Origin of the sequence: Guyparkeria sp. TX1, from assembly GCF_046523965.1 — a bacterium.
GTDB lineage: Bacteria > Pseudomonadota > Gammaproteobacteria > Halothiobacillales > Halothiobacillaceae > Guyparkeria.
Genome location: NZ_CP144142.1, coordinates 64,142 through 89,020 on the forward strand (window position 1 = coordinate 64,142; position 24,879 = coordinate 89,020).

General features: G+C 65.9%; 23 protein-coding genes and 3 tRNA genes. 7 read left to right on the top strand and 19 right to left on the bottom strand.

The window, feature by feature from the left end; all coding sequences use genetic code 11:
• The 3 genes from fliF to VWP12_RS00305 form a co-directional block, all read right to left on the bottom strand.
• Positions 1-1,785, bottom strand: coding sequence for a flagellar basal-body MS-ring/collar protein FliF (gene fliF / locus VWP12_RS00295; protein WP_410474141.1), 1,785 nt, complete (start codon positions 1,783-1,785; stop codon positions 1-3).
• 50 nt (positions 1,786-1,835) lie between these two features.
• Entirely contained in the window at positions 1,836-2,189 is a 354-nt protein-coding gene (fliE, locus tag VWP12_RS00300) for a flagellar hook-basal body complex protein FliE (RefSeq protein ID WP_410474142.1), read from the bottom strand.
• Positions 2,190-2,278: 89 nt separating this feature from the next.
• Positions 2,279-3,706, bottom strand: coding sequence for a sigma-54 interaction domain-containing protein (locus tag VWP12_RS00305; RefSeq protein ID WP_410474143.1), 1,428 nt, complete (start codon positions 3,704-3,706; stop codon positions 2,279-2,281).
• A 302-nt stretch (positions 3,707-4,008) separates the two neighbouring features.
• Here VWP12_RS00305 and VWP12_RS00310 point away from each other — a divergent pair, with 302 nt between their 5' ends.
• Together VWP12_RS00310 and VWP12_RS00315 are read left to right on the top strand one after the other, a co-directional pair.
• A complete protein-coding gene (locus VWP12_RS00310; RefSeq protein WP_410474144.1) occupies positions 4,009-5,511 on the top strand; it encodes a flagellar hook-length control protein FliK in 1,503 nt (500 codons plus the stop codon).
• The gene (locus tag VWP12_RS00315; protein WP_410474145.1) at positions 5,508-5,861 is read left to right on the top strand and encodes an EscU/YscU/HrcU family type III secretion system export apparatus switch protein; all 354 of its coding nucleotides are present in this window, start codon (positions 5,508-5,510) and stop codon (positions 5,859-5,861) included. The genes VWP12_RS00310 and VWP12_RS00315 overlap by 4 nt, the downstream gene beginning before the upstream one ends.
• Before the next feature lie 98 nt (positions 5,862-5,959).
• Here VWP12_RS00315 and VWP12_RS00320 read toward each other — a convergent pair.
• The 5 genes from VWP12_RS00320 to VWP12_RS00340 all read right to left on the bottom strand — a co-directional run bounded on the left by VWP12_RS00320 (position 5,960) and on the right by VWP12_RS00340 (position 9,233).
• A tRNA-His gene (locus VWP12_RS00320) sits at positions 5,960-6,035 on the bottom strand.
• Between the two features lie 37 nt (positions 6,036-6,072).
• A tRNA-Arg gene (locus VWP12_RS00325) sits at positions 6,073-6,149 on the bottom strand.
• Between the two features lie 18 nt (positions 6,150-6,167).
• Positions 6,168-6,244 (bottom strand) — tRNA-Pro (locus tag VWP12_RS00330).
• Between the two features lie 126 nt (positions 6,245-6,370).
• Positions 6,371-8,662, bottom strand: coding sequence for a phosphoenolpyruvate--protein phosphotransferase (gene ptsP / locus VWP12_RS00335; protein WP_125197779.1), 2,292 nt, complete (start codon positions 8,660-8,662; stop codon positions 6,371-6,373).
• Positions 8,652-9,233: an RNA pyrophosphohydrolase gene (locus VWP12_RS00340; RefSeq protein ID WP_410474146.1), complete on the bottom strand. Its 582-nt coding sequence runs from the start codon at positions 9,231-9,233 to the stop codon at positions 8,652-8,654. Before VWP12_RS00340 ends, ptsP begins: the two co-directional genes overlap by 11 nt.
• A gap of 463 nt (positions 9,234-9,696) precedes the next feature.
• On the opposite strand from VWP12_RS00340, the gene VWP12_RS00345 reads away from it, so the two are divergent.
• On the top strand, positions 9,697-10,371 hold the full coding sequence (locus VWP12_RS00345) for an HAD family hydrolase (RefSeq protein ID WP_410474147.1): 675 nt from the start codon (positions 9,697-9,699) through the stop codon (positions 10,369-10,371).
• A gap of 57 nt (positions 10,372-10,428) precedes the next feature.
• Here VWP12_RS00345 and dcd read toward each other — a convergent pair whose 3' ends face one another.
• On the bottom strand, positions 10,429-11,010 hold the full coding sequence (dcd, locus tag VWP12_RS00350) for a dCTP deaminase (protein ID WP_125197776.1): 582 nt from the start codon (positions 11,008-11,010) through the stop codon (positions 10,429-10,431).
• A 200-nt stretch (positions 11,011-11,210) separates the two neighbouring features.
• Between dcd and VWP12_RS00355 the strand changes: the two genes are divergently transcribed.
• Both VWP12_RS00355 and VWP12_RS00360 read left to right on the top strand, forming a co-directional pair.
• Positions 11,211-11,870 (top strand): DUF1134 domain-containing protein, encoded by a 660-nt coding sequence (locus VWP12_RS00355; protein ID WP_410474148.1) that lies wholly within the window; start codon positions 11,211-11,213, stop codon positions 11,868-11,870.
• A 166-nt stretch (positions 11,871-12,036) separates the two neighbouring features.
• Entirely contained in the window at positions 12,037-12,633 is a 597-nt protein-coding gene (locus VWP12_RS00360; RefSeq protein WP_410474149.1) for a DUF3365 domain-containing protein, read from the top strand.
• A gap of 98 nt (positions 12,634-12,731) precedes the next feature.
• Here the strand turns inward: VWP12_RS00360 and VWP12_RS00365 are convergent, their stop codons facing one another.
• From VWP12_RS00365 to VWP12_RS00400, 8 genes are all read right to left on the bottom strand, one after another.
• Positions 12,732-15,104, bottom strand: a complete 2,373-nt coding sequence (locus VWP12_RS00365; protein WP_410474150.1) for a mechanosensitive ion channel domain-containing protein — start codon at positions 15,102-15,104, stop codon at positions 12,732-12,734.
• 107 nt (positions 15,105-15,211) lie between these two features.
• Positions 15,212-17,053 carry an excinuclease ABC subunit UvrC gene (gene uvrC, locus VWP12_RS00370; protein WP_410474151.1) on the bottom strand — a complete coding sequence of 614 codons (1,842 nt, stop codon included), beginning with the start codon at positions 17,051-17,053 and terminating at the stop codon, positions 15,212-15,214.
• A 15-nt stretch (positions 17,054-17,068) separates the two neighbouring features.
• Complete coding sequence (locus VWP12_RS00375) at positions 17,069-17,695, bottom strand: response regulator (RefSeq protein WP_410474152.1); 627 nt, start codon at positions 17,693-17,695, stop codon at positions 17,069-17,071.
• 150 nt (positions 17,696-17,845) lie between these two features.
• Positions 17,846-18,313 carry a CYTH domain-containing protein gene (locus tag VWP12_RS00380; RefSeq protein WP_410474153.1) on the bottom strand — a complete coding sequence of 156 codons (468 nt, stop codon included), beginning with the start codon at positions 18,311-18,313 and terminating at the stop codon, positions 17,846-17,848.
• Between the two features lie 27 nt (positions 18,314-18,340).
• Positions 18,341-19,315, bottom strand: coding sequence for a beta-ketoacyl-ACP synthase III (locus VWP12_RS00385; protein WP_125197770.1), 975 nt, complete (start codon positions 19,313-19,315; stop codon positions 18,341-18,343).
• A complete protein-coding gene (plsX, locus tag VWP12_RS00390; RefSeq protein WP_410474154.1) occupies positions 19,312-20,334 on the bottom strand; it encodes a phosphate acyltransferase PlsX in 1,023 nt (340 codons plus the stop codon). The genes VWP12_RS00385 and plsX overlap by 4 nt, the downstream gene beginning before the upstream one ends.
• Positions 20,335-20,455: 121 nt before the next feature.
• The gene (gene rpmF, locus VWP12_RS00395) at positions 20,456-20,641 is read right to left on the bottom strand and encodes a 50S ribosomal protein L32 (RefSeq protein WP_125197768.1); all 186 of its coding nucleotides are present in this window, start codon (positions 20,639-20,641) and stop codon (positions 20,456-20,458) included.
• Between the two features lie 113 nt (positions 20,642-20,754).
• The gene (locus VWP12_RS00400) at positions 20,755-21,333 is read right to left on the bottom strand and encodes a YceD family protein (RefSeq protein WP_410474155.1); all 579 of its coding nucleotides are present in this window, start codon (positions 21,331-21,333) and stop codon (positions 20,755-20,757) included.
• A 110-nt stretch (positions 21,334-21,443) separates the two neighbouring features.
• On the opposite strand from VWP12_RS00400, the gene VWP12_RS00405 reads away from it, so the two are divergent.
• A complete protein-coding gene (locus tag VWP12_RS00405; RefSeq protein ID WP_410474156.1) occupies positions 21,444-22,040 on the top strand; it encodes a Maf family protein in 597 nt (198 codons plus the stop codon).
• A 218-nt stretch (positions 22,041-22,258) separates the two neighbouring features.
• Positions 22,259-23,125, top strand: a complete 867-nt coding sequence (locus VWP12_RS00410) for an undecaprenyl-diphosphate phosphatase (RefSeq protein ID WP_410474157.1) — start codon at positions 22,259-22,261, stop codon at positions 23,123-23,125.
• Between the two features lie 150 nt (positions 23,126-23,275).
• Here VWP12_RS00410 and VWP12_RS00415 read toward each other — a convergent pair whose 3' ends face one another.
• A complete protein-coding gene (locus VWP12_RS00415) occupies positions 23,276-24,046 on the bottom strand; it encodes an inositol monophosphatase family protein (RefSeq protein ID WP_410474158.1) in 771 nt (256 codons plus the stop codon).
• 104 nt (positions 24,047-24,150) lie between these two features.
• The gene (locus tag VWP12_RS00420; RefSeq protein ID WP_410474159.1) at positions 24,151-24,840 is read right to left on the bottom strand and encodes a zinc metallopeptidase; all 690 of its coding nucleotides are present in this window, start codon (positions 24,838-24,840) and stop codon (positions 24,151-24,153) included.
• Between the last annotated feature and the right edge of the window lie 39 nt (positions 24,841-24,879).

Consider the following 24,879-nt stretch of genomic DNA (forward strand, 5'->3'; position numbering starts at 1 on the left):
TTAGTTCTCCTCGTGGGTCCACTGCTTGATGACCGCAGCGACCGCCTTGGGATCGTGGTTGACGCTCTTGCGCAGCTGGCGCAGCTTGTCGGTGTAGCTGGCATTGCCGATCAACTCGGGGACGTTGGAGAGGTCATCCTCGTCGTATTCCTCTTCCTCGGCCCGCGCGCGGCGCTCGTCCGGGTATTGCGTCGGCATAGTGTACTGCGGGCCCTGCTGTCCGGACTGATCGCTGAGCTCGGTCGACGTGACGACGCGCTCGCGACGGCTCTCGGCGAGCATCTTCAGCAGCGGACGGGCCACCAGCAGGAACACCAGCAGCATTGCCAAGCCAATGCCGGCATTCTTCAGGGTGCTCCAGAACCAGCCCTGCTCCCAGACCGGCGTGGTCACCGGCTCGATGTCCTGGTCGACGAACGCGAAGGTGCTCAGGGTGACTTGATCGCCACGAGCCTCGTCGATACCCACCGACTGGGCCACCAGCGCTCGCATCTGTTCCAGGCGCTCGGTTCGGGCCTGGGCGGCGGCTTCGGCGGCCGCCTCGTCCTCGGCATCGGCCGGGGCACCACTGCCGGTGGCGTTCTCGTCGAGCAAGACGGCAACGCTGAGCTTTTCGATCTGCCCACTGGCGAATTGGGTATGCTCGATATTGCGATCGACGTTGTAGTTGCGCGTCTCGTTGCGATCGCTGTCGATCGGCGTCTGCACCAGCGTCTGGAATTCCTCGACCGTCAGGTCCTGCGGCGGAGCCAGGCCGCCCTCGCCGCCATCCGGGTTGACCTCGCCGCCGCCCGGCGGTTGGTTGGCAATCGCGCCAGGCACCCCCACGACGCCCTCGCCTCCACCCAGCGAACGGATGGTCTCGTTGACCTGCTCGCTCAGCAGGATGCCCTCGCCGGGCCCATAGGTCTGGCTGGTGCCCTCGCGGCGCGAAAAGTCGATATCCGCCGATACCTGGGCGCGAACGCGATCCGAGCCGACGATTGGCGCGAGCAGCGACTCGATCCGCCGAGCGTAGGCTTGTTCAAGATTCTGACGGTACTGGAACTGGCGGCTGGTCAGCCCCATGCCCGCGGCATCGTCACTTTGGTTGGTCAGCAGGTTGCCCCCCTGGTCGACCACGCTGACGTTGTCGGGGGACAGGTCGTTGATGCTGGAAGCAACCAGGTGGACGATGCCGTTGACCTGACCACGACCGAGGCTGCTGCCCCCCTTGATGTCGACCACGACCGAGGCGGTCGGCGTCTTGCGATCGCGCACGAACACCGATTTCTCGGGCTGGGCGATATGCACGCGGGCGGCACGGACGGCGCCGATCGTCTGGATCGACCGGGCCAGTTCGGTTTCGATTGCACGCCGGTAGCGCGCCTGTTCGATGAACTGGCTGGTACCCAGCGACTGGTCCTGGTTGAGCATCTCCAGCCCAGTACCATCACCACCCGGCAGGCCCTGCTGCGCCATCAGCATGCGAATCTCGGGCAGTCGGTCGGCACCCACCATCACCGTGCCGTCGTTGGCCAACTCGTAGGGCTCGCCCGCGGCCTTGAGTGCATCGACCACCTCGGCGGAAGACTGGGTATCCAGCGACTGATACAACGGCACCATCGACTTGCCGCTGCCCCAGAGAAAGAAGCCGACCATGAACGAGATCACCGCCGCCAGCGCGATCAGCAGCAACAGCTGACGGAAACTTGACGACTGCGTGAACGCATCCATCTGCCGGATCCAGCGCGGGCTCTCGCCGCTGCCGGTCGGGGTGGTGGTGATAGCAGAACCTTGGGCCATGACGTTTTGTCCGAATCAGGAAAATACGGGTGAAGGGATAGAACGAAGCATTACAACGGCATGTTCATGACCTTCTCGTAGGCCTGAACCAGTCGATTGCGCACCTGCAAAGTCGCCTCGAAGGCCACGGAAGATCGTTGCGAGGCGAGCATGACCTCGGTGAGCGTCACCTGATCGTCACCCGCCTGCAGGCGGTTCTTGAGGTCACCGGTGGTCTGTTGTGCCTCGTTGACCTGCCCGACCGCCTGGGTCAGGGCATCGGCGAAGTTGGTGCGCTCGGCTTCGTTGACGCCCTGCGCGGCCGGATTGATCGCCTCCGGGCCTGCCGGGCGCTGGGTGGCTGCGGTACGCAGCTGCTGCATCTGGGAAAGGATCTGATCGACTGACATGTCGTTGCCGCTCATGGACCCACCTCGTTGACTGTCGCGGATTGACTTGCGCAGTCACTTGCACGAGGTGTGCCAAAAGGGCGAAGGAATCGACCGGTCGCGGCTCAGCCGAGCTGGTACTTGCGCATCTTCTCGACGAGCGTGGTGCGACGGATCCCCAGCAGCCGGGCGGCACGGGCAACCACCGCGTCGGCCTGAGCGAGCGCCGCTCCAATCCAGGCCCGCTCGATGGCTTCGAGTTGGCCCTTCAGGGAGATGCCGTCGTTCGGCAGCGTCAGGTCACAGTCTTCGACCTCCTCCTGAGTCAACGGCAGCCGCGGACCGATGTTCTCGGTCAGCGACCAGATGCTGCGCGGGTCCGGGTCAAGTCGTTCGGCTGGCGCAGCCACGCGAGCGGCGGTCGGTTCGCCCGAGGGGGCGTCGGGCACGGGCTCCGACGGAGCAAGGTGCTGCAGGTGCGGGGGGAGATCGGCGACCCGTGCCGGGCGGTCGCCCGCGACGATGCCGATCCGTTCGAGCACGTTGGCCAGCTCGCGCACATTGCCGGGCCAGTCGTGCCCTTTGAGCACGGAGATCACGGCGTCGGTCAGCGTGGGGGCCGGACGGCCATCGCGGTGCAGCCGCTCGACCAGTGCCGCGGCGATCTCCGGCAGGTCGTCGCGCAGTGCGCGCAACGGCTGCGTCTGAATGGGGAAGACATTGAGGCGGTAATAGAGATCCTGGCGGAACTTGCCCTCGTCGACCATCGAGAGCAGATCGCGGTGCGTCGCGGCGACGATACGTACGTCGGCATCGAACGAGGTGCTGCCCCCGACGCGCTCGAACTTTCGCTCCTGGAGCACACGCAGGATCTTGACCTGCATGGAGAACGGCATGTCGCCGATCTCGTCGAGAAAGATGGTGCCGCCCTGGGCCAGTTCGAAACGCCCCTTGCGCTGGCTGATCGCGCCGGTGAAGGCCCCCTTTTCGTGACCGAACAGCTCCGATTCGAGCAAGTCACCGGGGATGGCCCCGCAGTTGACCGGCACGAAGGGCTTGTCGGCGCGCTCGGAGAGCATGTGGATCATCCGGGCGACCACTTCCTTGCCCGTGCCGGTCTCGCCCAGGGTCAGCACGGTGGCATCCGTCGGCGCCACCTGGGCCACCTCGCGGCGGACGGCCTCGAGTGCCGGGCTGCTGCCGATCAGGCCACGCTTTTCATGACGCAGTCGCTCGCCGTGCCAGCGGCTTTTCATCGGTGCGAGTACCGCCTGCAACGTGTCCAGCGACACCGGCCAAGGCAGTTGGGCCGCCGGCGGCACCGGCGGGACGCCGCCAAGCTCACCCATCACCACCCACGGGGGCTGGGTGGTTGAATCGGTCGCCTCCACCGCACCATCGGCGGCGAACGTTACTCGGCACATCGGCTCATCGGGCCCGGACGGCTTGGGGCCGAAGTGGGTGTCGAAACCGAGCAGCGTCAATTGCTCGTTCAGCAACGACGCCTCGGGCGCCTTGCTGTCAATCCAGCAAAGGGGTTGCGGCCGCGGCATGCTCTTCTCCTGGGTGCTCGGCGGTCAATCGCCGCCGATTCTTGTTGTTTTTTGTTTGTTTTTCCGAGCAAACTGTCGCGCTCGTCCCATGCATGCCCCCCCCTAGCGGAGCGGCCATGACAATCGGCGAGCGAGAAAGTTCCCGAAAAAATTATCTTGCCCCCAGTGGCATGTCAAAACATTGTCACTCTCAAAGAAATTCCGTGAGCTCCCCCTGTAGCTTGTGAGCGACACCGGCTCGTCCTACCATCGACAGGAGCCTCGGCGCACCCAGCCGGCAACCGCCCCCGACCGGAGCCTGCATGAAGATTCTCAAGGTCGAACAGCCCGGTCAGACGACCACCGCGGGGCCGGTCCTCCGCCTGGAGACGGGGCAACGCCTGGCGGCCATTTCGCTGTCGGATGCCCGCCCCGGAGAGCGCGCCATGCTGTCCGTGGCCGGCGGGCAGCTGCAGGTCACCACGCAACACCCGTTGAAGGCCGGTCAGGCGATCGACCTGGTGGTCACTCGACTCGGCGAACAGGTTCACCTGCGGCCGCTCGGACCTCCCCCTGACCCGCGCCAGCTCGATCAGGCGCAGCTGACCCGCAATCTGCTGCAGGCGCTCGCCCGCCTGCCAACCAGCGGCGCGAGCATCGCAACCACCCCAAACGTCGGCCCGAACTTGGGGATGTCACCGACCACTCCCGGCACAGGCACCGCACCAGCCACCCCTCCCGGCAGCCCGACCCAAGCGCCGAGCGGCTCGTCAACGGGGAATGCACCGAACACACTGCGACCAGGCACCCCGCCGAATCAGGCAATGCCCCGGCAGGCCAGCGGCGCCAGCGGGCCCACCGCCGCGTCGATCCCGGCGTCGGTCTTTCAGGCAACTCGATCGAGCGGCGCGGCCGGGCCCACCGAATCGCTGATGCGCGCCGCACTCTCTCAGACGAGCACGACCGGGAGCCAGCCGACCACAGCGGCGAACGCCCCGCCCCCGGGGCAAGCCACGACAACGGCACCAGCGCAGACCATCCCGCCGGGGCTTAATGGGCTGCTGCCACTGCTCTCGGCGCTGCGCGAACCGCGGCTCATCCAGGGGCTGGTCGCCGGCTGGCTGGCCACGCCCACCAATCCCGCCAAACAACCCAACCCGCTGGCCGGGGTAGGCGGGCCGATGCCGACACCCGCGGGTCAGGGATTCGTGGAAACCCCGCTGGGCACCCTGCTCCAGCAAGCTGCCCGCAGCCTGCGCAGCCAACCGGATCTGGCACCGCGTGACCCCGCCGCCCGACAGGCCACTCTCGAATTCATGCAACGACTCGGCGAGCAGGTCGAGCGCAGCCAGTTGGCCACCGCCCTCTCCCAAGGCGCGGCCGGCGCGGCGGCCGGCACCCAGACCGGCCCCAACCAGCCCACCTGGTTGCTGGAGATCCCGCTGCAACTCGCCAACGAGGCACACACGCTGCGGTTGTCGATTCGGGAAGAAGATCACTCGGGCGAGGCGCACATGGGCGGGGGACGCTGGCGCATCGACCTGGCGATGGAGTGGCCGCAACTCGGCCCCCTGCATGCCGCGCTGGTCATGCAGGGCGAGCAGATCGATGTCGACCTGTTTGCCGACCAACCGGAGACGGTACCCGTGCTGGAAACCACGCGCCCGACACTGGCCCGCGCGCTGGCCGACGCCGGCTTCACGCCCGGACGCCTGGGCGCATACCCCGGCCCGCCACCGTCCAGCGCGCAGGCCCGACTGGAGCCCGACACGGCGACGGCCGCCGGTGATTCCGCCCCACGGGGCTTTCTGAGCGAGCAGGCATGAACGACCCGGACCAGGGCAACGCAGACAAGCACAATCGCCCGTCATCCGGCCCGCGGCGGGCGATTGCGCTGTCCTACGACGGCACCGACGTGCCGCAGGTGGTGGCGACCGGGCAGGACGAGCTGGCCCGACGCATCATCGAGGTGGCCCGGGAGTCCGGCGTGCCGGCCGTCGAAGACCCGATGCTCGCCCGTGCGCTGGCCGAGATCGATCTGGGCGAGCACATCCCCGAGGCACTGTTCCGCGCCGTGGCCGAGGTGCTGAGCTATGCGCTCTACGTCAACGACCGCCACGAGGAAGTGCTGCGACGGGCCCGCGAACGGGGCGAGGAGAACGACGGTCGATCCTGATCCGGATCGCCGGGATCAAGGGGCGTCACCACCGGCGTTGAAAATCGGTTACGCACGAAAAAGCCCGCCATGCGAGGCGGGCTTTTTCAAGGCTATGGTGGGGTGACTGATGGGATTCGAACCCACGACCACCGGAATCACAATCCGGGGCTCTACCAACTGAGCTACAGTCACCATCGAAAGGCAGTTGCCGTTCGTGCAGGTGCGCTTATGGCGCGCCCGGCAGGACTCGAACCCGCAACCCTCGGCTTAGAAGGCCGATGCTCTATCCGGTTGAGCTACAGGCGCAAGTTTCGGCTAATTCACTGGTCGGAGTGGAGGGATTCGAACCCCCGACCACCTGGTCCCAAACCAGGTGCGCTACCAGACTGCGCTACACTCCGTTCGCCGTCATCGCGCAAACGCGCCTCGTCCGCCGGAGCGGTTCGACCCGTGCCGGTGACGAAGGTGCGCCATGATAGGCATCGACCGGGGCCAAGTCAATCGCCCCGGGCAGCCTCGGTCGACGGTCAATAGCGACCCGCGCGAATCAAGCCGCCCAGCCCACGATCGTCCAGCGCCTGGTTGAGCAGGGTACGGATCTCGGCCGGGCGTTCGCAACGCATGGCCTGCTCGAGCAGCGCCTGGGCGTCGGCGTGCGAGAAGCTTCGGATTACCCACTTGATGCGCGGCAGCGAGCCGGCACTCATCGACAGCGAGTGAATCCCCAACCCCAACAGCAGCACGGCACCGAGCGGATCACCGGATAGCTCGCCGCAGACGGCGACCTCGCACTTCTGTCGCGCACCCGCGGCACAGACATCGCGAATCGCGGCGAGCACCGCCGGGTGCAGGGCGTCGTAACGTGAGGCGACGCGCTCGTTGTTGCGGTCGATCGCCAGCAGGTACTGGGTGAGATCGTTGGTGCCGATGGAGAGAAAGTCGCAGCGACTGGCCAGCGCATCGGCCTGGTAGACCGCCGAAGGCACCTCGATCATCACGCCGATCTTGGGCCGCTGGATCTCGCCGATCTCCTCGGATACCTCATCGTATGCCTGCGCGATATAGGCCAGCGACTGGTCGAGCTCCTCGACCGCCGAGATCATCGGCAGGAGGATATGCAGGTTATTGAGCCCCGCCGAGGCCTTGAGCATCGCCCGGATCTGGGTGAGGAAGATCTCCGGGTGGTCCAGCACCAGCCGGATGCCCCGCCAGCCGAGAAAGGGGTTGTCCTCGCGGATGGGGAAATACGACAGCGGCTTGTCGCCACCCACGTCGAGCGTACGCAACACCACCGGCTTGCCGGCAAACGTCTCGAGCGCCTCGCGATAGATATGCGCCTGCTCTTCCTCGCCGGGGAACTGCTTGCGGATCTGGAACGGCACCTCGGTGCGGTACAGGCCGATGCCCTCGGCGCCGACGGTCAGCGAGGGCGCCATGTCCGAGAGCAGGCCGATATTGACGTGCATGGCCACGCGCACGCCATCACTGGTCAGCGCCGGCTCGTCGCGCAGGGCGGCGAGCTCTTCGGTCAGCTCGGCCTCCTCGCGGGCCAGCCGTCGCATTTCCTCGCGCAGCGAGCCACGTGGGCGCACGACAACCAGGCCGCGGTAACCATCGACCACCACTTCCTTGTTGCGCAGACGCGAGATCGGCAGGTCGGAGACGCCCATCGCCGCGGGTACGCCCAGCGCACGCGCGAGAATCGCGAGGTGCGATGAGCCCGAGCCGGTCGACGAGACGATGCCCACCAGGCGTTCGGTGGGCACCTCGGCCAGATGCGAGGCGGACAGGTCGTTGCCGACCAGCACGATCTGGTCGGGCCAGTCGGTCGGACCGGCACTCTCGGCATGCAGCTTCTGCAGCACCCGGTTGCCCAGATCGCGGATGTCCTGGGCACGCTCGCGCAGGTAGGCATCGCTCATCTGCTCGAACACCGCGGCGTGCTCGGCGATCGCATCGCGCAACGCGGCGCCGGCCCACTGCCCGGCGCGGATATGTTGCTCGATCGCCTCGACCAGCGAACCACCCGACAGCATGCGGATGTAGGCATCGAACAGCAGGTTCTCCTCCTCGCTGCCCGACGCCCGCGCAAAGTCGATCTTGAGCTGCTCGAATTCCTGGCGGACGGCCTCGATCGCGCTGTCGAGCACGCCCAGCTCGTGGTCGATGTCCTCGACATCGCGATCCTCGACCATCTCCAGCGACTGCCCATCGGCCACTACCACCGCAGTGCCAAACACCACGCCCGGCGATCCCGGCAGCCCGCGCGCCGAGAAGGCCGAATCAAAGCCGCCCGGCTCGTTGCCGGTGCGCATCAGCTCACCGCTGGCCCGGGCGTGGCGAATGGCCGAGGCCAGCTGGGTGGCCAGGGTGACGACGAAGGATTCCTGGTCGTCGGAAAACCGGCGCCGCTCGCGGGCCTGGACGACCAGCACGCCCAGCACATCGCCGCGATGGATGATCGGCACCCCCAAGAACCCGTGATAGGGCTCCTCGCCGATATCGGTGACGAACTTGAAGGCCGGATGGAGCGAGGCATCCTCGAGGTTGATCACCTCGGCCCGGCGCGCGACCAGGCCGACCAGGCCCTCGTCGAGGGCGAGCGAGACCTGCCCCACCATCGACTTGTTCAACCCCTCGGTGGCCTGCAACACGAGGCTGGGCTCGACGGCCTCGGCCTCGTCGCCACCCAGCACGTAGACCGAGCAGACCGAGACGTCGAGCGCCGACTGTACCCGCCGGGCGATCAGGTCGAGCGCGGCCCGCAGATCGGCGGACTTGGAAACCTCGGTAACGATCTGGCGCAGTTCATCGAGCATCGCGATTCCCCGCCGTGGCCAGATCGGCCGATGAGTCCGGTCCACCGCCGCGGCGCTCGAGTTGCTCGGGCAGGCAGTCGTCCGGGCATTCGGCGGGCACGCCCTGGATGAAGGGCGCGAGCTGGTGCAGCGCCTGGAAATAGACGGTGCGCTTGAAGTAGATCACTTCGGGCAGGATCGACCAGAACGGGCGCCATTCCCAGCCGTCGAATTCCGGCTTGTGGGTGGCGTTGAGGTCGAAGGCGCTCTCGTCCGTGCGCAGGCGCAGGAGAAACCACTTCTGCTTCTGACCGATACAGACGGGGTGGACGTGACGACGCACCATGTTGCGCGGCAGCCGGTAGCGCAACCAACCACGGGTCCAGGCCATGACCGAGACATGCTCAGGCAACAGCCCGACCTCCTCGTGGAGCTCACGGTACATGGCCTCCAGGGGCCGCTCCTCGACATTGATGCCGCCCTGGGGAAACTGCCAGGAACGATGGCCGACCCGTTTGCCCCAGAAGACCTCGCCTCGCTGGTTGCACACGATGATGCCGACATTGGGTCGAAAGCCGCTACGGTCAATCACGATTCCACTCTTGCAAAAGTCAGTCGCCTGGAATGGCGGGACGTCGCGCCCCGCAGGGGTAAATCACCGTGTCGACAACAGGCCGTTGGTGATCACCCAAGTGGCATTGATTCTTTCACAAAACCCCGGGGCGATAAACCGACGCCGTCAGCCGGTCGGCGAACCTCGGCTGCAAGCCCCGCCCCTCCTCGATTTGCGGCCTCCTCAACCTTCGATGCGGCGGTTTGACGTCAGGCTGATTGCCGCTCGACAAGCGGCATTCCGGCGGATCGGGAAAAGCCGCAACGCCCGTTCCGGCGGGTCACCTCACCCGGCAAACGACTCGCCAAGTCAGGCACATATATCCCCGGGCCACGATCCGGTCATGTTGGGGTATCATGCGCGCCCGTCGACCCGGAACCCGCCGGGATCCAACGCGACCATGACGGCAGGCGCAGCGCGTCCTGCCGCCAGGAGGCCTTTCGTGAAACTCGCCATCTTCGACCTCGACAACACCTTGCTCGCCGGTGACTCCGATCACGCCTGGGGCGCCTTCATGACCGAACACGGCATTGTCGACGCCGACGATTACGCCCGGCACAACGACGAGTTCCTGCGCCACTACCAGCAGGGCACGCTCGACATCGATGCCTACCTGCGCTTCGCACTCGCCCCCCTGGCCGAGCACCCGGCCGAGGATCTGGAGGCCTGGCGGGCCGAGTTCATCGAGAGGGACATCCGGCCGCTGATCACCCCGGCCGCCCGCGAGCTGGTCGAATCCCACCGGCGCCGCGGGCACACCCTGATGCTGATCACCGCAACGAACGCCTTCGTCACCGGTCCGATCGCCGAAGTGCTGGAAATCCCGCACCTGCTGGCCACCGAGCCGGAACGCCGCAATGGCCGCTACACGGGCCGCTACACCGGCACGCCGACCTTCCAGCACGGCAAGATCCTGGCGTTGGAGGAATGGCTGGAGACCCAACAGGTGCGCCCGGAGGAGACCTGGTTCTACTCCGATTCGCGCAACGACCTCCCGCTGCTCGAGCAGGTCGACCACCCGGTGGCGGTCGACCCGGACCCGGTACTGCGCCGCGAGGCCGAGGCACGCGGCTGGCAGTTGCTGGCGCTCAACGTCGTCGAGGAAACGGCGGAATAGAACGAAAAACGCCCCCGGCATCGTACCGGGGGCGCAAAAGCCTGGCGTTCGAGGCGATCAGGCCGTCGGCAGGGTGACGCCGCGCTGGCCCTGGTACTTGCCACCCCGGTCCTTGTAGGAAGTCTCGCAGACCTCATCGGATTCCAGGAACAGCATCTGCGCCACGCCCTCGTTGGCATAGATCTTCGCCGGGATGGGCGTGGTGTTGGAGAACTCCAGCGTCACATGGCCCTCCCACTCGGGCTCGAGCGGGGTGACGTTGACGATAATGCCGCAACGGGCGTAGGTCGACTTGCCCAAGCAGATGGTCAGCACGTTGCGCGGGATGCGGAAATACTCGACCGTGTGCGCCAGGGCAAAGGAGTTTGGCGGGATGATGCAGACGTCGGAGTGCACGTCGACGAAGCTGCGCTCGTCGAAGGCCTTCGGGTCGACGATCGTGGTGTTGATGTTGGTGAACACCTTGAAATGGGTCGAACAACGCACGTCATAGCCGTAGCTCGAGGTGCCGTAGGACACCATGGGCACTTCGTTGCCCTCGCTGTCCCGGCTGCTGCGAACCTGTCCCGGCTCGAACGGCTCGATCATGCCGTGCTCCTCGGCCATTCGGCGGATCCAGCGATCGGACTTGATACTCATTCGGTCATCCCGTTGAAAAGGCGGCACCGTCGGGCTATCCCGCGGCAAAGCGCGTATGCTTGCGACAAAACAGCGGGTTGTCAACCGGGGCCGCCCAACCCGCCTGCCCCGTCTGGGCGCAACTTTTGCGGCTTGCGCCGGTCTGTTTGAAGGAACCTTTCGACATGCCGTTTCACTCTGAACAAGGGATTTTTCGAAACATGCAAGGCACTCTCCTCAACTTCCCACGTCTCTCCCCGTCGGCAATGAGCTCACGTATGGCGAGCCTGATCGCGGCGCTAGCCGTGGCCCTGCTTCTGGGCGGCTGCGCGAGCGCGCCGGCGACCCAGAACGGCAACAACAGCGCGGGCGAAAGCAGCCAGTCGAGCGACCAGAACGAGAGCTACGACAAGTACGAGACGACCCAGCAAGCGGTGGACTTCCTGGGCGGATCGGCTGAAGGGATCGCCCGCATGATCGACCGCGCCTTCGCGGATTACGGTCGCCCCAACGCCATCATCAAGGGTGAGGAAGGCGGCGGTGCGTTCATCGTGGGCCTGCGCTACGGGATGGGCGAATTCATGGCCAAGGCCGGCGAGAAACAGACCGTCTTCTGGCAAGGGCCATCGGTTGGCTGGGACTTCGGCGGTGATGCCGGCCGAGTGTTCATGCTGGTCTACAACCTGCCCAGCCCGGATTTGATCTTCCAGCGATTTGCGGGCGTCAATGGCTCGGCATTCGTCGTCGGGGGCGCGGGCATGCAGTACCTGCGCAGCCAATCGATCGTGGTCGCACCGATTCGCGTCGGTGTCGGTCTGCGGCTGGGTGCCGGCGTGGGTTACATGCAGTTCACGCAGGACAGGTCCTACAACCCGTTCTGACCCGCACCAGCGCACTTGCCTTAAAAACGCCGGCCCTTCCCCAGGAGGCCGGCGTTTTTCGTCCCGCGTAGCGCTCGGTCTTGCACCGTCCCCCGAATTTCACTATAAGCTAGATGATTACCCCAATTGCCAATACTTATTCTTGAGCCGACACAAGGAGACGTCCATGACGAACGAAAGACGCATCTTCCCTTCACTGCTCGTCGCCACCGTGCTGGGCGTCGTGGCCATGCCGGCCCACGCCGACGCCTCGACCGACGAGGCCGTCCAGGCACAGCTGCAGGACTACAAGGCGACCATGCAGGCCTTCGGCAAGACCCTCAAGGGTGAGCTGCAGGCGGCCATGAAGGAAGGCGGCCCGATGGCTGCGGTCCAGGTATGCAACGAGCGCGCCCCGGAAATCACCGCCGACATGAGCGCGGAAAGCGGCTACACCCTGCGCCGCACCAGCCTCAAGCCGCGCGCGACCGAGCCCACCGACTGGGAGCGCGTCGTTCTCGAAGACTTCGAGGCACGCAAGGCTGCTGGCGCCCCGGTCGATGAAATCGCCTGGCACGAGGTCAAGGAAGTCGACGGGGAGAAGCAACTGCGCTTCATGAAGGCGATTGCCACCGAGGGCGTCTGCCTGACCTGCCACGGCCAGGATGTCGACCCGAAGCTCAAGGCCGAGATCGATCGCCTCTATCCCGATGACCAGGCAACCGGGTTCGAGGAAGGCGACATCCGCGGTGCATTCTCCGTCACCGCCGCGCTCGAGGATTGACTTCCCTTTCTTCGCGGACGATCAAAGACAAAGCCCCGACGTGGCAACCACGTCGGGGCTTTTTCATGCCCGCAACCGATGGCCACCGATGGGCCGGATCAGTCTTCGGGCAGGTCGACGTCGTCGCTGTCGGGCACCTTGCCACCCGGCCCATCGGGCTTCTGACCACGACGTGAGCGTTGGTCGGATTCCGTCTCGTACTCCTCTTCCACCGAGTCGTCCTTCAGCAGGTGCACGTTGGCCGGCGGGGCCGTGCCGTCCTTGTCCACCCCGAAGAACAGCGTGGTATGCGGGAACGGGATCTCGATGCCCGCCTTGTCGAAGTACATCTTCACCAGGCGGTTGTACGCCCGACCGACGGACCACTGGTCCCCCGGCGTGGTCTTGATCATCGTGCGGATATTGACCGAACTATCGGCCAGCGCGACCACGCCCGGAATCTCGATCGGCTCGAGGATATGGGCCTTGAAGTCCGGATCGGCCGCCAGCTCGTCGAACGCCGCCTTGAGCTGGGCAATCGCATCGTCGATGTTCTCGCGGTAGGCGATGCCGTATTCGCCCTTGTGGTAGGCATACTCGCGCATGTAGTTCGAGACGATATCCACCGACGAGAACGGGATGACGTGCACGGTGCCCGACAGGTCGCGAATCGAGACCGACCGGATGGACAATCGCTCCGCGGTGCCAGTCACGCCGGCCACCGTGATCACGTCGCCGGTGTTGATGGCGTTCTCGATCTGGATGAACACACCGGTGATGACGTCCTGAACCATCTTCTGAGCACCGAAACCGATCGCCAGACCCAGCACGCCGGCACCGGCGAGCAGCGGCCCGATATTCACGCCCAGCTCCGAGAGGATGATCATCGCGGTGATGGTGACCAGGGCGATCGCGATGGCGTTGCGAAACAGGGACAGGAGCGTCTGCAGCCGCGCCGAGGGCATGCCCACGTCGCTGTTGAGCTTCGCCTCGATCAGGCCGGTGGCGACCAGCCAGACCAGCAAGGCGATGATCAGCACGATCGTGATGTCGATCACCGCGGCAAGCAACCACCGCCCGTTGTCACTGGCAAGCCAGGCAAACATGTCGACCAGGTGCCAAACCGACAGCACACCGAACACCGCAACGACCCCAATGACGATGCGCACGATCCGCAGGATCAGCGGCACGTAGGTATTCAACCGCAACTGCAGGGTAGGCATGCGCAGGAGCAGCCCCTCGGGCACCGGCACGCCACGCCCGATCCACTGGGTCAGCATCGCGGCGACGAAGATGGCCGCGCCGACGATAATGACGGTATTGAAAGTCGCCAGGACGACGAACGGCAAGGCCTCGCCCGGCCGGGTGATGGCCACGACGAACACGCCGGTCGCGTAAATCATGGCCAGCCAGTGCCAGCTGGCACCCAGCAGATGGAAGGCCCAGGAGGCGACCGGCTGGCGACTGCGCTCACCTCGCGCGACCAACGCGCCGCGCACCATGCCCCGCGCCTTCCACAGCCGGCTCCAGGTATAGGCCAGTGCCACCAGTGCCACGCCCCAGCCGACGGCGTTGGCCAGATCATCTCGATCGGCCAGCTCAATGGCCGGCACCAGCATGATTCCGGCGTAGCCGGTAAACCAGACCACACGCGAAAGCCAGCCGGACCAGAATCGCGAATCGTCCTTCGACAGCCGGAACAAGCGCAGCCCGGGTGACGCCGGTGCGAATGCCGTGCTCACCAGCAATCGGGCGACCTCGACCACGATAAAGGCCTGCAACGCCAGACCGAGCACGCTACCGGTGGTTTCATCACCATCGGCCAGCCACCAGACGCTCGCCTGTGCCGCCACGTAGGCCACCGCCAGAAACACAAACCCCAGCGCGAGGCTGGCGAGCACCGCCACCCCGGTGCGAAGGAGCCGATGGCGCGTACTCGCCGACTGCGCATAGGCATCCAGACGTCGCCAGATACCGCCGAGCAGCTGCCGGCCTATTGCCAGCACCAGGTAGGCGATAGCAAGCACCGCGACCGTCCGCCAGGCGATCTGCCCGACCGACACCCAGTCCACGTCCAGTCCGCCCTTCGCCAGGCGCGAGACCGAACCAGCCATGTCGGCCACGGTCCCCGAGACCACGTCCACGAGACCCGAGGCGATGCCGTCGGTGGCCCCCGAGGCATCGGTGGCCTGCTCGGACGAGTCGCTCGAGGACTCTCCCTCACCGGAAGACAGCCGCTCCAGCTCCGCGATCAGCTCGTCGCGCTTGGCCGGGTCCTTGAGCAATTCGACCAGACCCGCATAGCGGCCCTCACCACCGGCTTGCGAACCTGCCTCGGCGTCGGCCGACTGCGCCGCCGACTCACCCTGGCCGCCCGCCTGCTGAGCGAGTGCCGGGCCGGCGGCCATCAACAGCAGCGACAGCAGAATTCCCGGCCACCAGCGCCAGCGATGCGACAACGAGGTGGACAGATCGGCAGGAACAGATGACATCAAGTGCTTCTCCGGCATGGGTCGGTAACGGCAGCAAGCCTAGCAAAGGAAAACGCGGACGAACGCGCGCGAGGGGAATCGACGCCGCCCGATCGGGGTCGGGCAAATCAGCTCGCCCCGCCCTCGTGGAACCATTCGTGGATACGAGTGGCAAGCGTTGGCGAGACGCCGGGCACCTTGGCCAGTTCGGCGACGCTCGCCCCCTTGAGCCCACGGATACCGCCGAAATGCTTCAGGAGCGCCTGGCGCCGCTTGCCACCGACACCGGGAATGCGCTCGAGATCCGACTGCGTACGCGCCTTCTGCCGCCGCGCACGATGGCCCGTGATCGCAAAGCGATGGGCCTCGTCGCGCACCTGCTGGATCAGGTGCAGGGCCGGGTCGTGCGGACTCAGATGGTCCTCGACGTACAGCCCCGGCGAGCCCGCCAGTGGCTGGATCAGGCTTTCCTCGCCGGGTCGCCGCTCCGGCCCCTTGGCGACGCCGATGACCCGGACACGATTGGCGAGATCGCGCTCGGCGAGCACGTCGATGGCCTGGGCGAGTTGCCCCTTGCCGCCATCGATCAGCAGCACGTCCGGCAGCACGCCGGATTCGCGCACCGCGCGATCGAAACGACGCGTCAGTGCCTGATGCATGGCGGCGTAGTCATCCCCGGGCGCGACACCCTCGATGTGATAGCGGCGATACTGGTCCTTGCGCGGCCCCTCCGGGCCGAACACCACGCAGGATGCCACCGTCAACTCGCCTTGGGTGTGGGAGATATCGAAGCACTCGATGCGCTCGATCCCGTCCATGGCCAACCATTCGCCCAGCGCCTCGAACCGGCGCGTCAGGCCGCGCCGACTGACCAGCCGCTCGGCCAGCGCGATGCGTGCGTTCTCGCGGGTATCCTCCAGCCAGGCCTTCGCCTTGCCGCGTCGCGGCACCAGCAACTCGACGCGATGGCCGGCCTGCTCGGCAAACACCCGGGCCAGCCATTCGGCGTCCTCCGGCAGGTGGTCGCAGAGGATGCGCCGTGGCAGGTCGCGGTCGCTGTAATAGAGCCCCAGAAAGCCGCTGATCACCTCGCCCGGATCGGCGTCGGCCGGCACGTCCGGGAAAAAATGACGGGTACCCAGGTGCCGGCCATCGCGGATGGTGGCCACACCCACGGCGGTGGCGCCCTGCTCGCTGATCTGCGCGATCACGTCCGCATCCCCCGACATGCCGGTGATGCCCTGTTGCTGGCTGACCGCGCGCAGCATGCCGATCTGGTCGCGCAGGGCGGCGGCAGCCTCGAAATCCAGCGCCTCGGCGGCACGCTCCATGCGGGCCACCAGGTCATCGGTCAGCTTCTGGCTGCGCCCGGAGAGGAACGCCATGGTGTCCTCGACGTCCTGGCGGTATTCCGCCTCATCGACATAGTCCACGCAAGGCGCTTTGCAGCGCTCGATCTGGTACTGCAAGCAGGGGCGTGACCGATTCTTGAACACGCTGTCCTCGCACTGGCGGACCTTGAACACCTTCTCGAGCAGGTTGAGCGTCTCACGCACCGCCCCGGCCGAGGGATAGGGCCCGAAGTAACGCCCCGGGCGCTTGCGCGACCCGCGATGGTACGCCAGCCGCGGGAAGCGGTCGTTGGTGGAGACGTAGATCCAGGGGTAGCTCTTGTCGTCGCGTAGCAGGACGTTATAGCGTGGCCGATGGGCCTTGATCAGGTTACTCTCCAGGAGCAGCGCCTCGGCCTCGGTCTGGGTGGTGGTGATTTCCACCTCATGCACCTGCTCGACCAGTCGGCGGGTCTTGATCGCCGCCGGTGTGCCGCGGAAATAGCTGGAGAGGCGGTTCTTGAGGTTGCGCGCCTTGCCGACGTAGAGGATGTCGCCGTCGGCATTGAGGAAACGGTAGACGCCGGGGCGCTCGGTTACTGAGGCCAGGAAGGCCTTGGCATCAAACCGGTCGGTCATGGGAGCGGGGAAAGATCAGGCCGAAAGGACGGTGCGGCCGGCCTTGACCGCCAGTCGCAGCAGGTCGATGTCGGTGCTGACCCCGAGCTTCTCGTGGATGCGGGCGCGGTAGGTACTGATCGTCTTGGGACTGACGCAGAGCGCCTCGGCGATCAGGGAGTTGTTCTTTCCATCGAGGATCATGCGCAGCACCTGTTGCTCGCGCCCGGACAGCACCTCGAAGGGGTCTTCCTCGGCGCGACCGTTCTGAAGGGCGATCTCCTGGGCGATGCGGCTGGAGACGTAACGTTTCCCCTCGGCGGCCTTGCGGATGGCGCTGATCAACTCGTCAGGATCGGCATCTTTGGTGACGTAGGCGTGCACGCCGCAGTCGAGTACCTGGCGCGCCAGCGTGACGTCGGCCTCGGCGGTCAAGGCGACCAGACCGAGGCGCGGGTGGGCCTGGTGAGCGCGCTTGAGGCACTCGTAGCCGCCCATCCCGGGCATGTGGATGTCGCAGAGAATCGCGTCGATCGCCTCCGAACGCAGCTTGTCCAGCGCGCGCTCGCCGCTGTCGGCCTCGGCAACCACCTCGATGTCACGCACCCCGCCGATCAGGTGACTGATCGCAGCGCGCACCATCGTGTGATCATCAACAATCATGACCCGAATCATCGGCAACCCTTCGTCTTGGTGCGGACACGCCCGTATCGATCCCTCACCGTGCGTCCTGTCCAGCCCGGCAATCTTCCTCCAACCGGACCGAGTGTCCCGTCACGCGCCACCCGGAAGTAGCATCAATCAGCCGGCAATTTACCACTGACTGTAGGGATTTTTAACCAGCGAGACGTTGTAGTACCTGGCGTCATGTGACACCTCTTCGCCCAGCCACGCCGGGTGAGGGAAGGGCTGATCGACGTGTTGAAGCTCCACCTCGGCGACGACCAGACCGTCGTTCTCGCCGTGGAACTCGTCGATTTCCCACAACAGATCGTCTCGCGGCACGAAATGCCGGGTCTTGTCGATCACGGGCCCCGAGGTCAGGTGATCGAGCATCCGTTCGGCATCCGCCAGGGGGATCTCATACTCGAATTCGTCACGCGAAATCCCGAGGGTCCGGCTCTTGATGTTCAACCAGGCACGGCTGCCGGCAATGCGGGCACGTACCGACACCGGCCCCTGGTCGTTGAGATAGCCCTGCACCATGCGCTCGGAACGCTCGATCTCGTTGCGCCAGGCCTCGCTGGCCAGCAGGAACTTGCGTTCGATTTCCTTGGCCATTCGCGTCTCCGGAAGGTCGAAAGCGGATCAGTAGCGCAGCAGCGCCGAGCCCCAGGTAAACCCGCCACCAAAGGCCTCGGTAAGGATGACATCGCCGCGCTTGATGCGCCCGTCGCGCACCGCCACATCCAGTGCCAACGGCACCGAGGCCGCCGAGGTGTTGCCGTGCCGATCGACGGTCACCACCACCCGGTCCATCGACATGCCCAGCTTGCGAGCCGTGGCCTGGATGATACGGATGTTTGCCTGGTGCGGGACGAGCCAGTCGATCTCGTCCGGGCTCATGCCGGCGGCTTCCATGGTCTGGTCGACGATGCGCCCAAGGGTATTCACCGCCATGCGGAAGACCTCGTTGCCACGCATCTCGATGAAGGCGGTGCCGTCGGCGAGCCGCTCCGGGTCGGTGGTTTCGGGGTCTGGCTTGGTGGTGGTCAGCAGCGACTCGTAACTGCCATCGGCGTGGATATCGGTGCGGATGATGCCCGGCTCGTCCGAGGCCTCCAGCACCACCGCGCCGGCGCCGTCGGCGAACAGCACGCAGGTGTTGCGGTCCGACCAATTTACGATGCGCGAGAGCGTCTCTGCGCCGACAACCAGGGCGCAGCGGGCCGCACCGGTCTTGATGAACTTGTCGGCCACCGACAGCGCGTAGACGAAACCGGTGCAGACCGCCTGGACATCGAACGCCGGCGGGCCGTGGATGCCGAGCTTCTGCTGCAACAGGCAGGCGGTGGAGGGGAAGGTGCGATCGGGCGTGGTGGTCGCCACGATGATCAAGTCGACTTCCTCGGGCACGCGGCCGGCGGCCTCGAGTGCGCGTCGCGCGGCTGGCTCGGCCAGATCGGAGGTCAGCTGGCCTTCAGCGGCGATGTGACGCTGCTCGATGCCGGTCCGTTCGCGAATCCAGGCATCGGAGGTATCGACGATCTGCTCGAGGTCATGATTGGTCATGACCCGCTCGGGGAGGTAGCTGCCGGTCCCGGTGATGCGCGAATGGATCATCCGTCAGAGCGCTCCTGAAGCAGTGTCTCCAGCCGCTGGTCGATACGGCGCGGCACGTCCTTCTCGATCTCGCGCAGGGCGACGTCGAGCGCGTTGCCGAAGGCCTCGACACTGGCACCGCCGTGGCTCTTGATGACGATGCCCTGCAGGCCGAGCAGGCTGGCGCCGTTGTAGCGGCCGGGGTCGACGCGTTTTTTCAGGCGCGCAAGCACCGGCATCGCCATCAGGGCGGCCAGGCGAGAGAAGATGCCGCGCTTGAACTCCTGGCGCAGGAAGTGGCTGATCATCTTCGCCACGCCCTCGCTGCTCTTGAGCGCGACGTTACCGACGAAACCGTCGCAGACCACCACGTCGACGCCACCTTTGTAGATGTCATCGCCCTCGACGAAACCGATGTAATTCACCGGTCCCGCCTGGAGCCGTTCGGCGGCGCTCTTGACGGTATCGTTGCCCTTCATCGCTTCGGCACCGACATTGAGCAGGCCGACGCGCGGCGAGGGGTTGTCGTCAAAGGCCTCGACCAGCACGGAGCCCATGACCGCAAACTGGAAAAGGTGCTCGGCGTCGCAATCGACATTGGCTCCGAGATCGAGCACATGAGTGTGCCCGGACTCGTTCGGCAGCGCGGTGCAGATCGCCGGGCGCTCGATACCCGGCAGGGTCTTGAGCACGAACTTGGCCGTGGCCATCAACGCACCGGTATTGCCCGCGCTGACCGCGGCCTGCGCTCGACCATCCTTGACCAGATCGATCGCCAGCCGCATCGACGACGACTTCTTGGTGCGCAGGGCGATTGCCGGCGACTCGTCCATCGCGACCACCTGGTCGGCGTGGACGATTTCGATCCGGTCACGGTCGACACCGGTCTCGTCGGCCAGGTATCGCTCGATCGTGGCCTGGTCGCCGACCAGCAACAGCCCGTCCGACGGATGGCGCGACAGAAAACGGGCAGCGGCACGGACCGTGACTTCCGGTCCGTGATCGCCACCCATCACGTCAATTGCGATCTGGTTAGTCATCGATGCCCCTTGGCCGCGGGAAGCCCGCGCGTGACGACGCTGCCCGAATCACCGACAAGTCGGCGCGGACAGGCCGTGCCGCCCGACAAGCGGGCGGCACGCAGGCATTCGGCGAAGGAAATCAGGCGTTGTCGCCCGACTTGGTGACCACGCGACGGCCACGGTAGAAACCGTCCGGAGTGACGTGGTGACGACGATGGGTCTCGCCGCTGGTCGGATCGATGGACAGCTGGGTGCTCTTCAGGCTGTCGTGGGCGCGGCGGGAGTCGCGCTTGGCGCGGCTGACCTTGTTCTGCTGTACGGCCATGGTTTTCTACCTCCAAAATGATCAAGACGCGCCGGGGCGCGCCTGCTAACTTTCACGTTTTCCCTTTCCGTCGTGGCGTTACCGCCACGACACGAATTTCTTTTGCCCGGGGATCACTCTTTCCCCGGCCCCTTCTTCAACGCGGCCAGGGCCGCGAAGGGGTTGTCGTCGTCCTCGTCGACCGGCTCGGCCAGCTGACCCGACTCGTAAGGCCGATCGGGCGGGATCGGCCCGCAGGGTGTGTCATGCACCGGCATCAGGGGCACGGCCATCAGCAGCTCGTCCTCGATGAGATCGAGCAGCTTGACCCGCCCCTCGCGCCCGAGAATGACCGGCTCGGCTTGCGTCTCGACGTGTTCGGCCTGCTCCTCGCTGAACACGAAGCTCAACCGGGAAGAGGAGGCGACCGGCTGCACCACCGTCTCGCGGCAGCGGGCGCATTCCAGCGCCAACGACGCCTCGATAGCTATCTCGGCGGCCAGCGGATGCACCCCCTGGCCCTCGAAGAAACGTATCCGATACGATAGCCGACCGTCCTCGGGGGCTATGTCACGGCATCGAGTCAATGCCGAAAGCGGCAACTCGCCGGCCCACTCCTCACCCGCCCGGCACGCGGCGCGCACGTCCAGCGGCACGCTCAACTGCCTCACGTCCAACGGCTTGGCATCGGTCTTGCTGTCGTCAGTCGACATCGGCACCATCCTGCGCCAGTGGACCGGAACGCCCCACGGCGCCAACGGCCTTGCAAGCGGGAATCTTAATCCGCTAAGTTTACCGGCTTCTCACACTTTCGCCAAACACAATGCCGCTCCCCAAACCAGACCTGATTCTCGCCTCCGGCTCGGCAACCCGCCGCCACTTGCTCGACCGACTGCAGATCCCCTACACCGTCGACCCCGCCGACATCGACGAGACGCTGGCGGCCAACGAACCCGCCGAGCAGGCTTGCCGACGACTGGCGCGGACAAAGGCCGATCGGGTAGCCGGTCGCCACCCCGATGCCGTAGTACTAGGTTCAGACCAGATGCTGTCTTGGCGTGGCGGTCTGCTGGGCAAGCCCGGCGATGCCGAGACCGCCTGCCGCCAGCTCGCCGAGATCGCCGGCGAAGCCATCGCCTTCCACGTGGCGATCAGCGTCGCCTGCCCGGACGGACGGCGGCTCGACTGGCACGAAACCGTCGAGGCCCGCATGCGGGAACTGACTCACGGAGAGATTGCCCGGTATGTCGAGATCGAGCAGCCCTTCGACTGCGCCGGCAGCATGCGCTCGGAAGGCCTGGGCATCTGCCTGGTTGAGCGCATGGAGAGCCGCGACCCCAGCGCGATACTCGGCATGCCGATGATCGCCACCGCGCGCCTGCTGCGCGAGGCGGGCATCGACCCCTTGCACAGCGGCTGAGGACCGCCGCAGATAACGTTTTCCCGAACGCCACACGGTTGGCATCCCGCCCAATCCAACTTGAGCCTCGGCCGACAACGACACTGGCCGCCCTGCCCACCGGTTGTCGCCGGCAGGCGGGCCGCACTCATGCTCCGCGCGCCCAAGACACATCCGGCATTTGACGCCCCCAGCCCCGTGCAGTAAAAACACCGCTTTCCCAACATCAGGATAGCCACGTGACACTGCTCATCGCCGCCCTGCTCGGCGTCATTCAGGGCATCTTCATGTTCCTGCCCGTCAGTTCGACAGCCCACCTGGTGCTGACCCAGCACTGGCTGATCGAAAAAGGCCATGACCTGCCGCCGCCGGACAGCCCCGAGATGATCCTGTTCGACCTGGTGGTGCATGTCGGCACGCTGGTCTCGATCGTGGTGGTGTTCTGGCCCAGCCTGTGGCGCTTTTCGCACAACGCGGCGACCGGCGCCCTTCACTGGGCCTCGGCCGAGGGTCGACACGAAGGCATGCCCCTCTACGTGCGCTTGTTCCTGCTGGGGATGCTGTCGGTGCTGGCCACCGCGGTGATCGGTTTCGGGCTCAAGACCACCTTCGAGCAGGTGTTCGCCACGCCGGTGATGATCGCCTTCACGCTCACCCTGACCGGCATCCTGCTGTGGTGGACCGACAAGCTGGGGCCGCGCCGGCGCGGCCTCAAGGGCATTAATGCCAAGGTGGCCACCGTCATCGGCGTGGCCCAGGGCTTTGCGCTGGTCCCGGGACTGTCGCGCAGCGCCATGACCATCGTGTTCTCGTTGTTCACCGGCCTCAAGCGCCGCTGGGCCGCCGAATACAGCTTCTTCCTGGCCATCCCCACCATCCTGGCCGCCACCCTGGTGCAGAGCCTCGATGTCTGGGGCAACCTCGGCCTCAATGGCATTAGCCTGATGGCCATGACGGTCGGCTTCGTGGTCTCGGCGCTGGTCGGCATCGTCTCCCTGAAGCTGGTGGTCTACTTCCTCTACCGCGCCCAGCTGAAGATCTTTTCGTTCTATGTCTGGCTACTGGCCGCGGCCGTCCTGTTCGGCTGGATCGACCTGCCTACCTGACGCCCGCACACGACGTCCGATTGCTGCCAGCCTGTCAGCCACGCCTCAGGCCGACGGCCCAGTCCGTTCACCTCGCCCCGCCGGGAAGCCGGCGTGACGACCGGCGCTGGGCTGAAATCCAGCCCAAAGGAAAGCCTCAGTCGTCGGCGCTCAGTATCCCAGCCGCTTGCGCGCGATCTGGTGCAGCTCCGGTGTGGCCGCGGCACAGACCGTCGTGGTGTCCAGACCGACGCCCTTGCCTTCCAGGTCGGTGAACACGCCACCAGCTTCCTGAACGATGATCGACAGCGCGGCGATATCAAGCACGTTGACGTCCGACTCGACGATCAGGTCGATCGCGCCGCGCGCCAGCAGGTGATAGTGGTAGAAATCACCATAGCCGCGGGTGCGGTTGACCTCGGCGACCAGCGTCGCCAGGCCCGCCCAGCCGACCGGCTGCTTGGCCAGCGTCGACAGGTTGCCCACCGACAACGTCGCATCGGCAAGCGTGTCGATCTGACTAACCCGCGCGGCGCGATCCTTGAAGAACGCCCCGCCACCCTTCTCGGCGTAGGCGTACTCACCGAACACCGGCGCGCTGGAGACACCCAGGATGATCTCGTCGCCCTGCATCAGCGCGATCTGCGTGGAGAAGAACGGGTACTCGCGCACGAAGCTCTTGGTACCGTCGATCGGGTCGACCAGCCAGGTGAACTCCGCCTCGGGGCGAGTCTTGCCGGTCTCCTCGCCATAAAAACCGTGGTCCGGAAAGGCGTCCAGGATCACCGCCTTGATCGCCTTCTCGGTTTCCACGTCGGCGACCGTGACCGGCGTGGCGTCTTCCTTGATCTCGATCTCGACGTTCTGCTGCCAGTAGCGACGGACGACGGTTTCGGCGGCGCGGGCGGCGGCCAGCGCGGTTTCGAGGTATTGGCTCTGCATGACGCGTTTCCTGCTTTTACTCTGGATTTCGTGCCGGATGCCGGCGTGATGGCGGGCATTGTATACGAGACCCGCCTCCGTTCGGACGCAAAGCAAACCGGGCATCAACGACGCATGCCGCGCAACCACTTGAAGACGTTGATCAACGACGAAAGCGCCTGGGCCACGTAGGTGAAGGCCGCCGCGCGCAGGATGCGGCGCGCCGGGCGACGATCGGCGCGTTTCAGCAACCCCGCCTCCTTGAGCATCGGCAGGGCACGGTTGAAGCTCGCATCCAGCTCGGTGGGCAGCGTGGCCAGATGGGCGAACACCGGCACGGCCATGGTCATCACCCCGGCGGCAAACATCACCAGCCCGGCGAGCGGCCCCTTCTGGATCACCGAGACCACCGGGATGGCCACCAGGATCCAGCCGGCGATCCGCTGCGCCCACTGGGTACGCTCGACCACCTCCTGACGGCGCAGGAACGGCGGGTATTGTTCGGCATCCTGCAAGGCGTGCCCCACCTCGTGGGCCGCGACCGTGATCGCCGTCAACGAGCGTCCCGAGAAGTGGGCCGGCGACAAGCGCACCGTCCGGTCGGCGGGGTCGTAGTGATCCCCCGATTTGGTCTGCTCGACCTTGACGTATTCGAGGTGGTGCCGGTCGAGCAGGTAGCGGGCCAGATCGGAGCCGCTGAAATCGAATCGATCGGCCGGCTGGCTATGACGGCGCATGACCTGCCCCACCCACCAGCCGGGCAGGTAGGACAACGCGGCCATCAGGCCCAGACCGATCAGCAGACCGACACCCATCAATGCACCTCGAAAATCCGTCGTGAGCCGCGCGAGTGG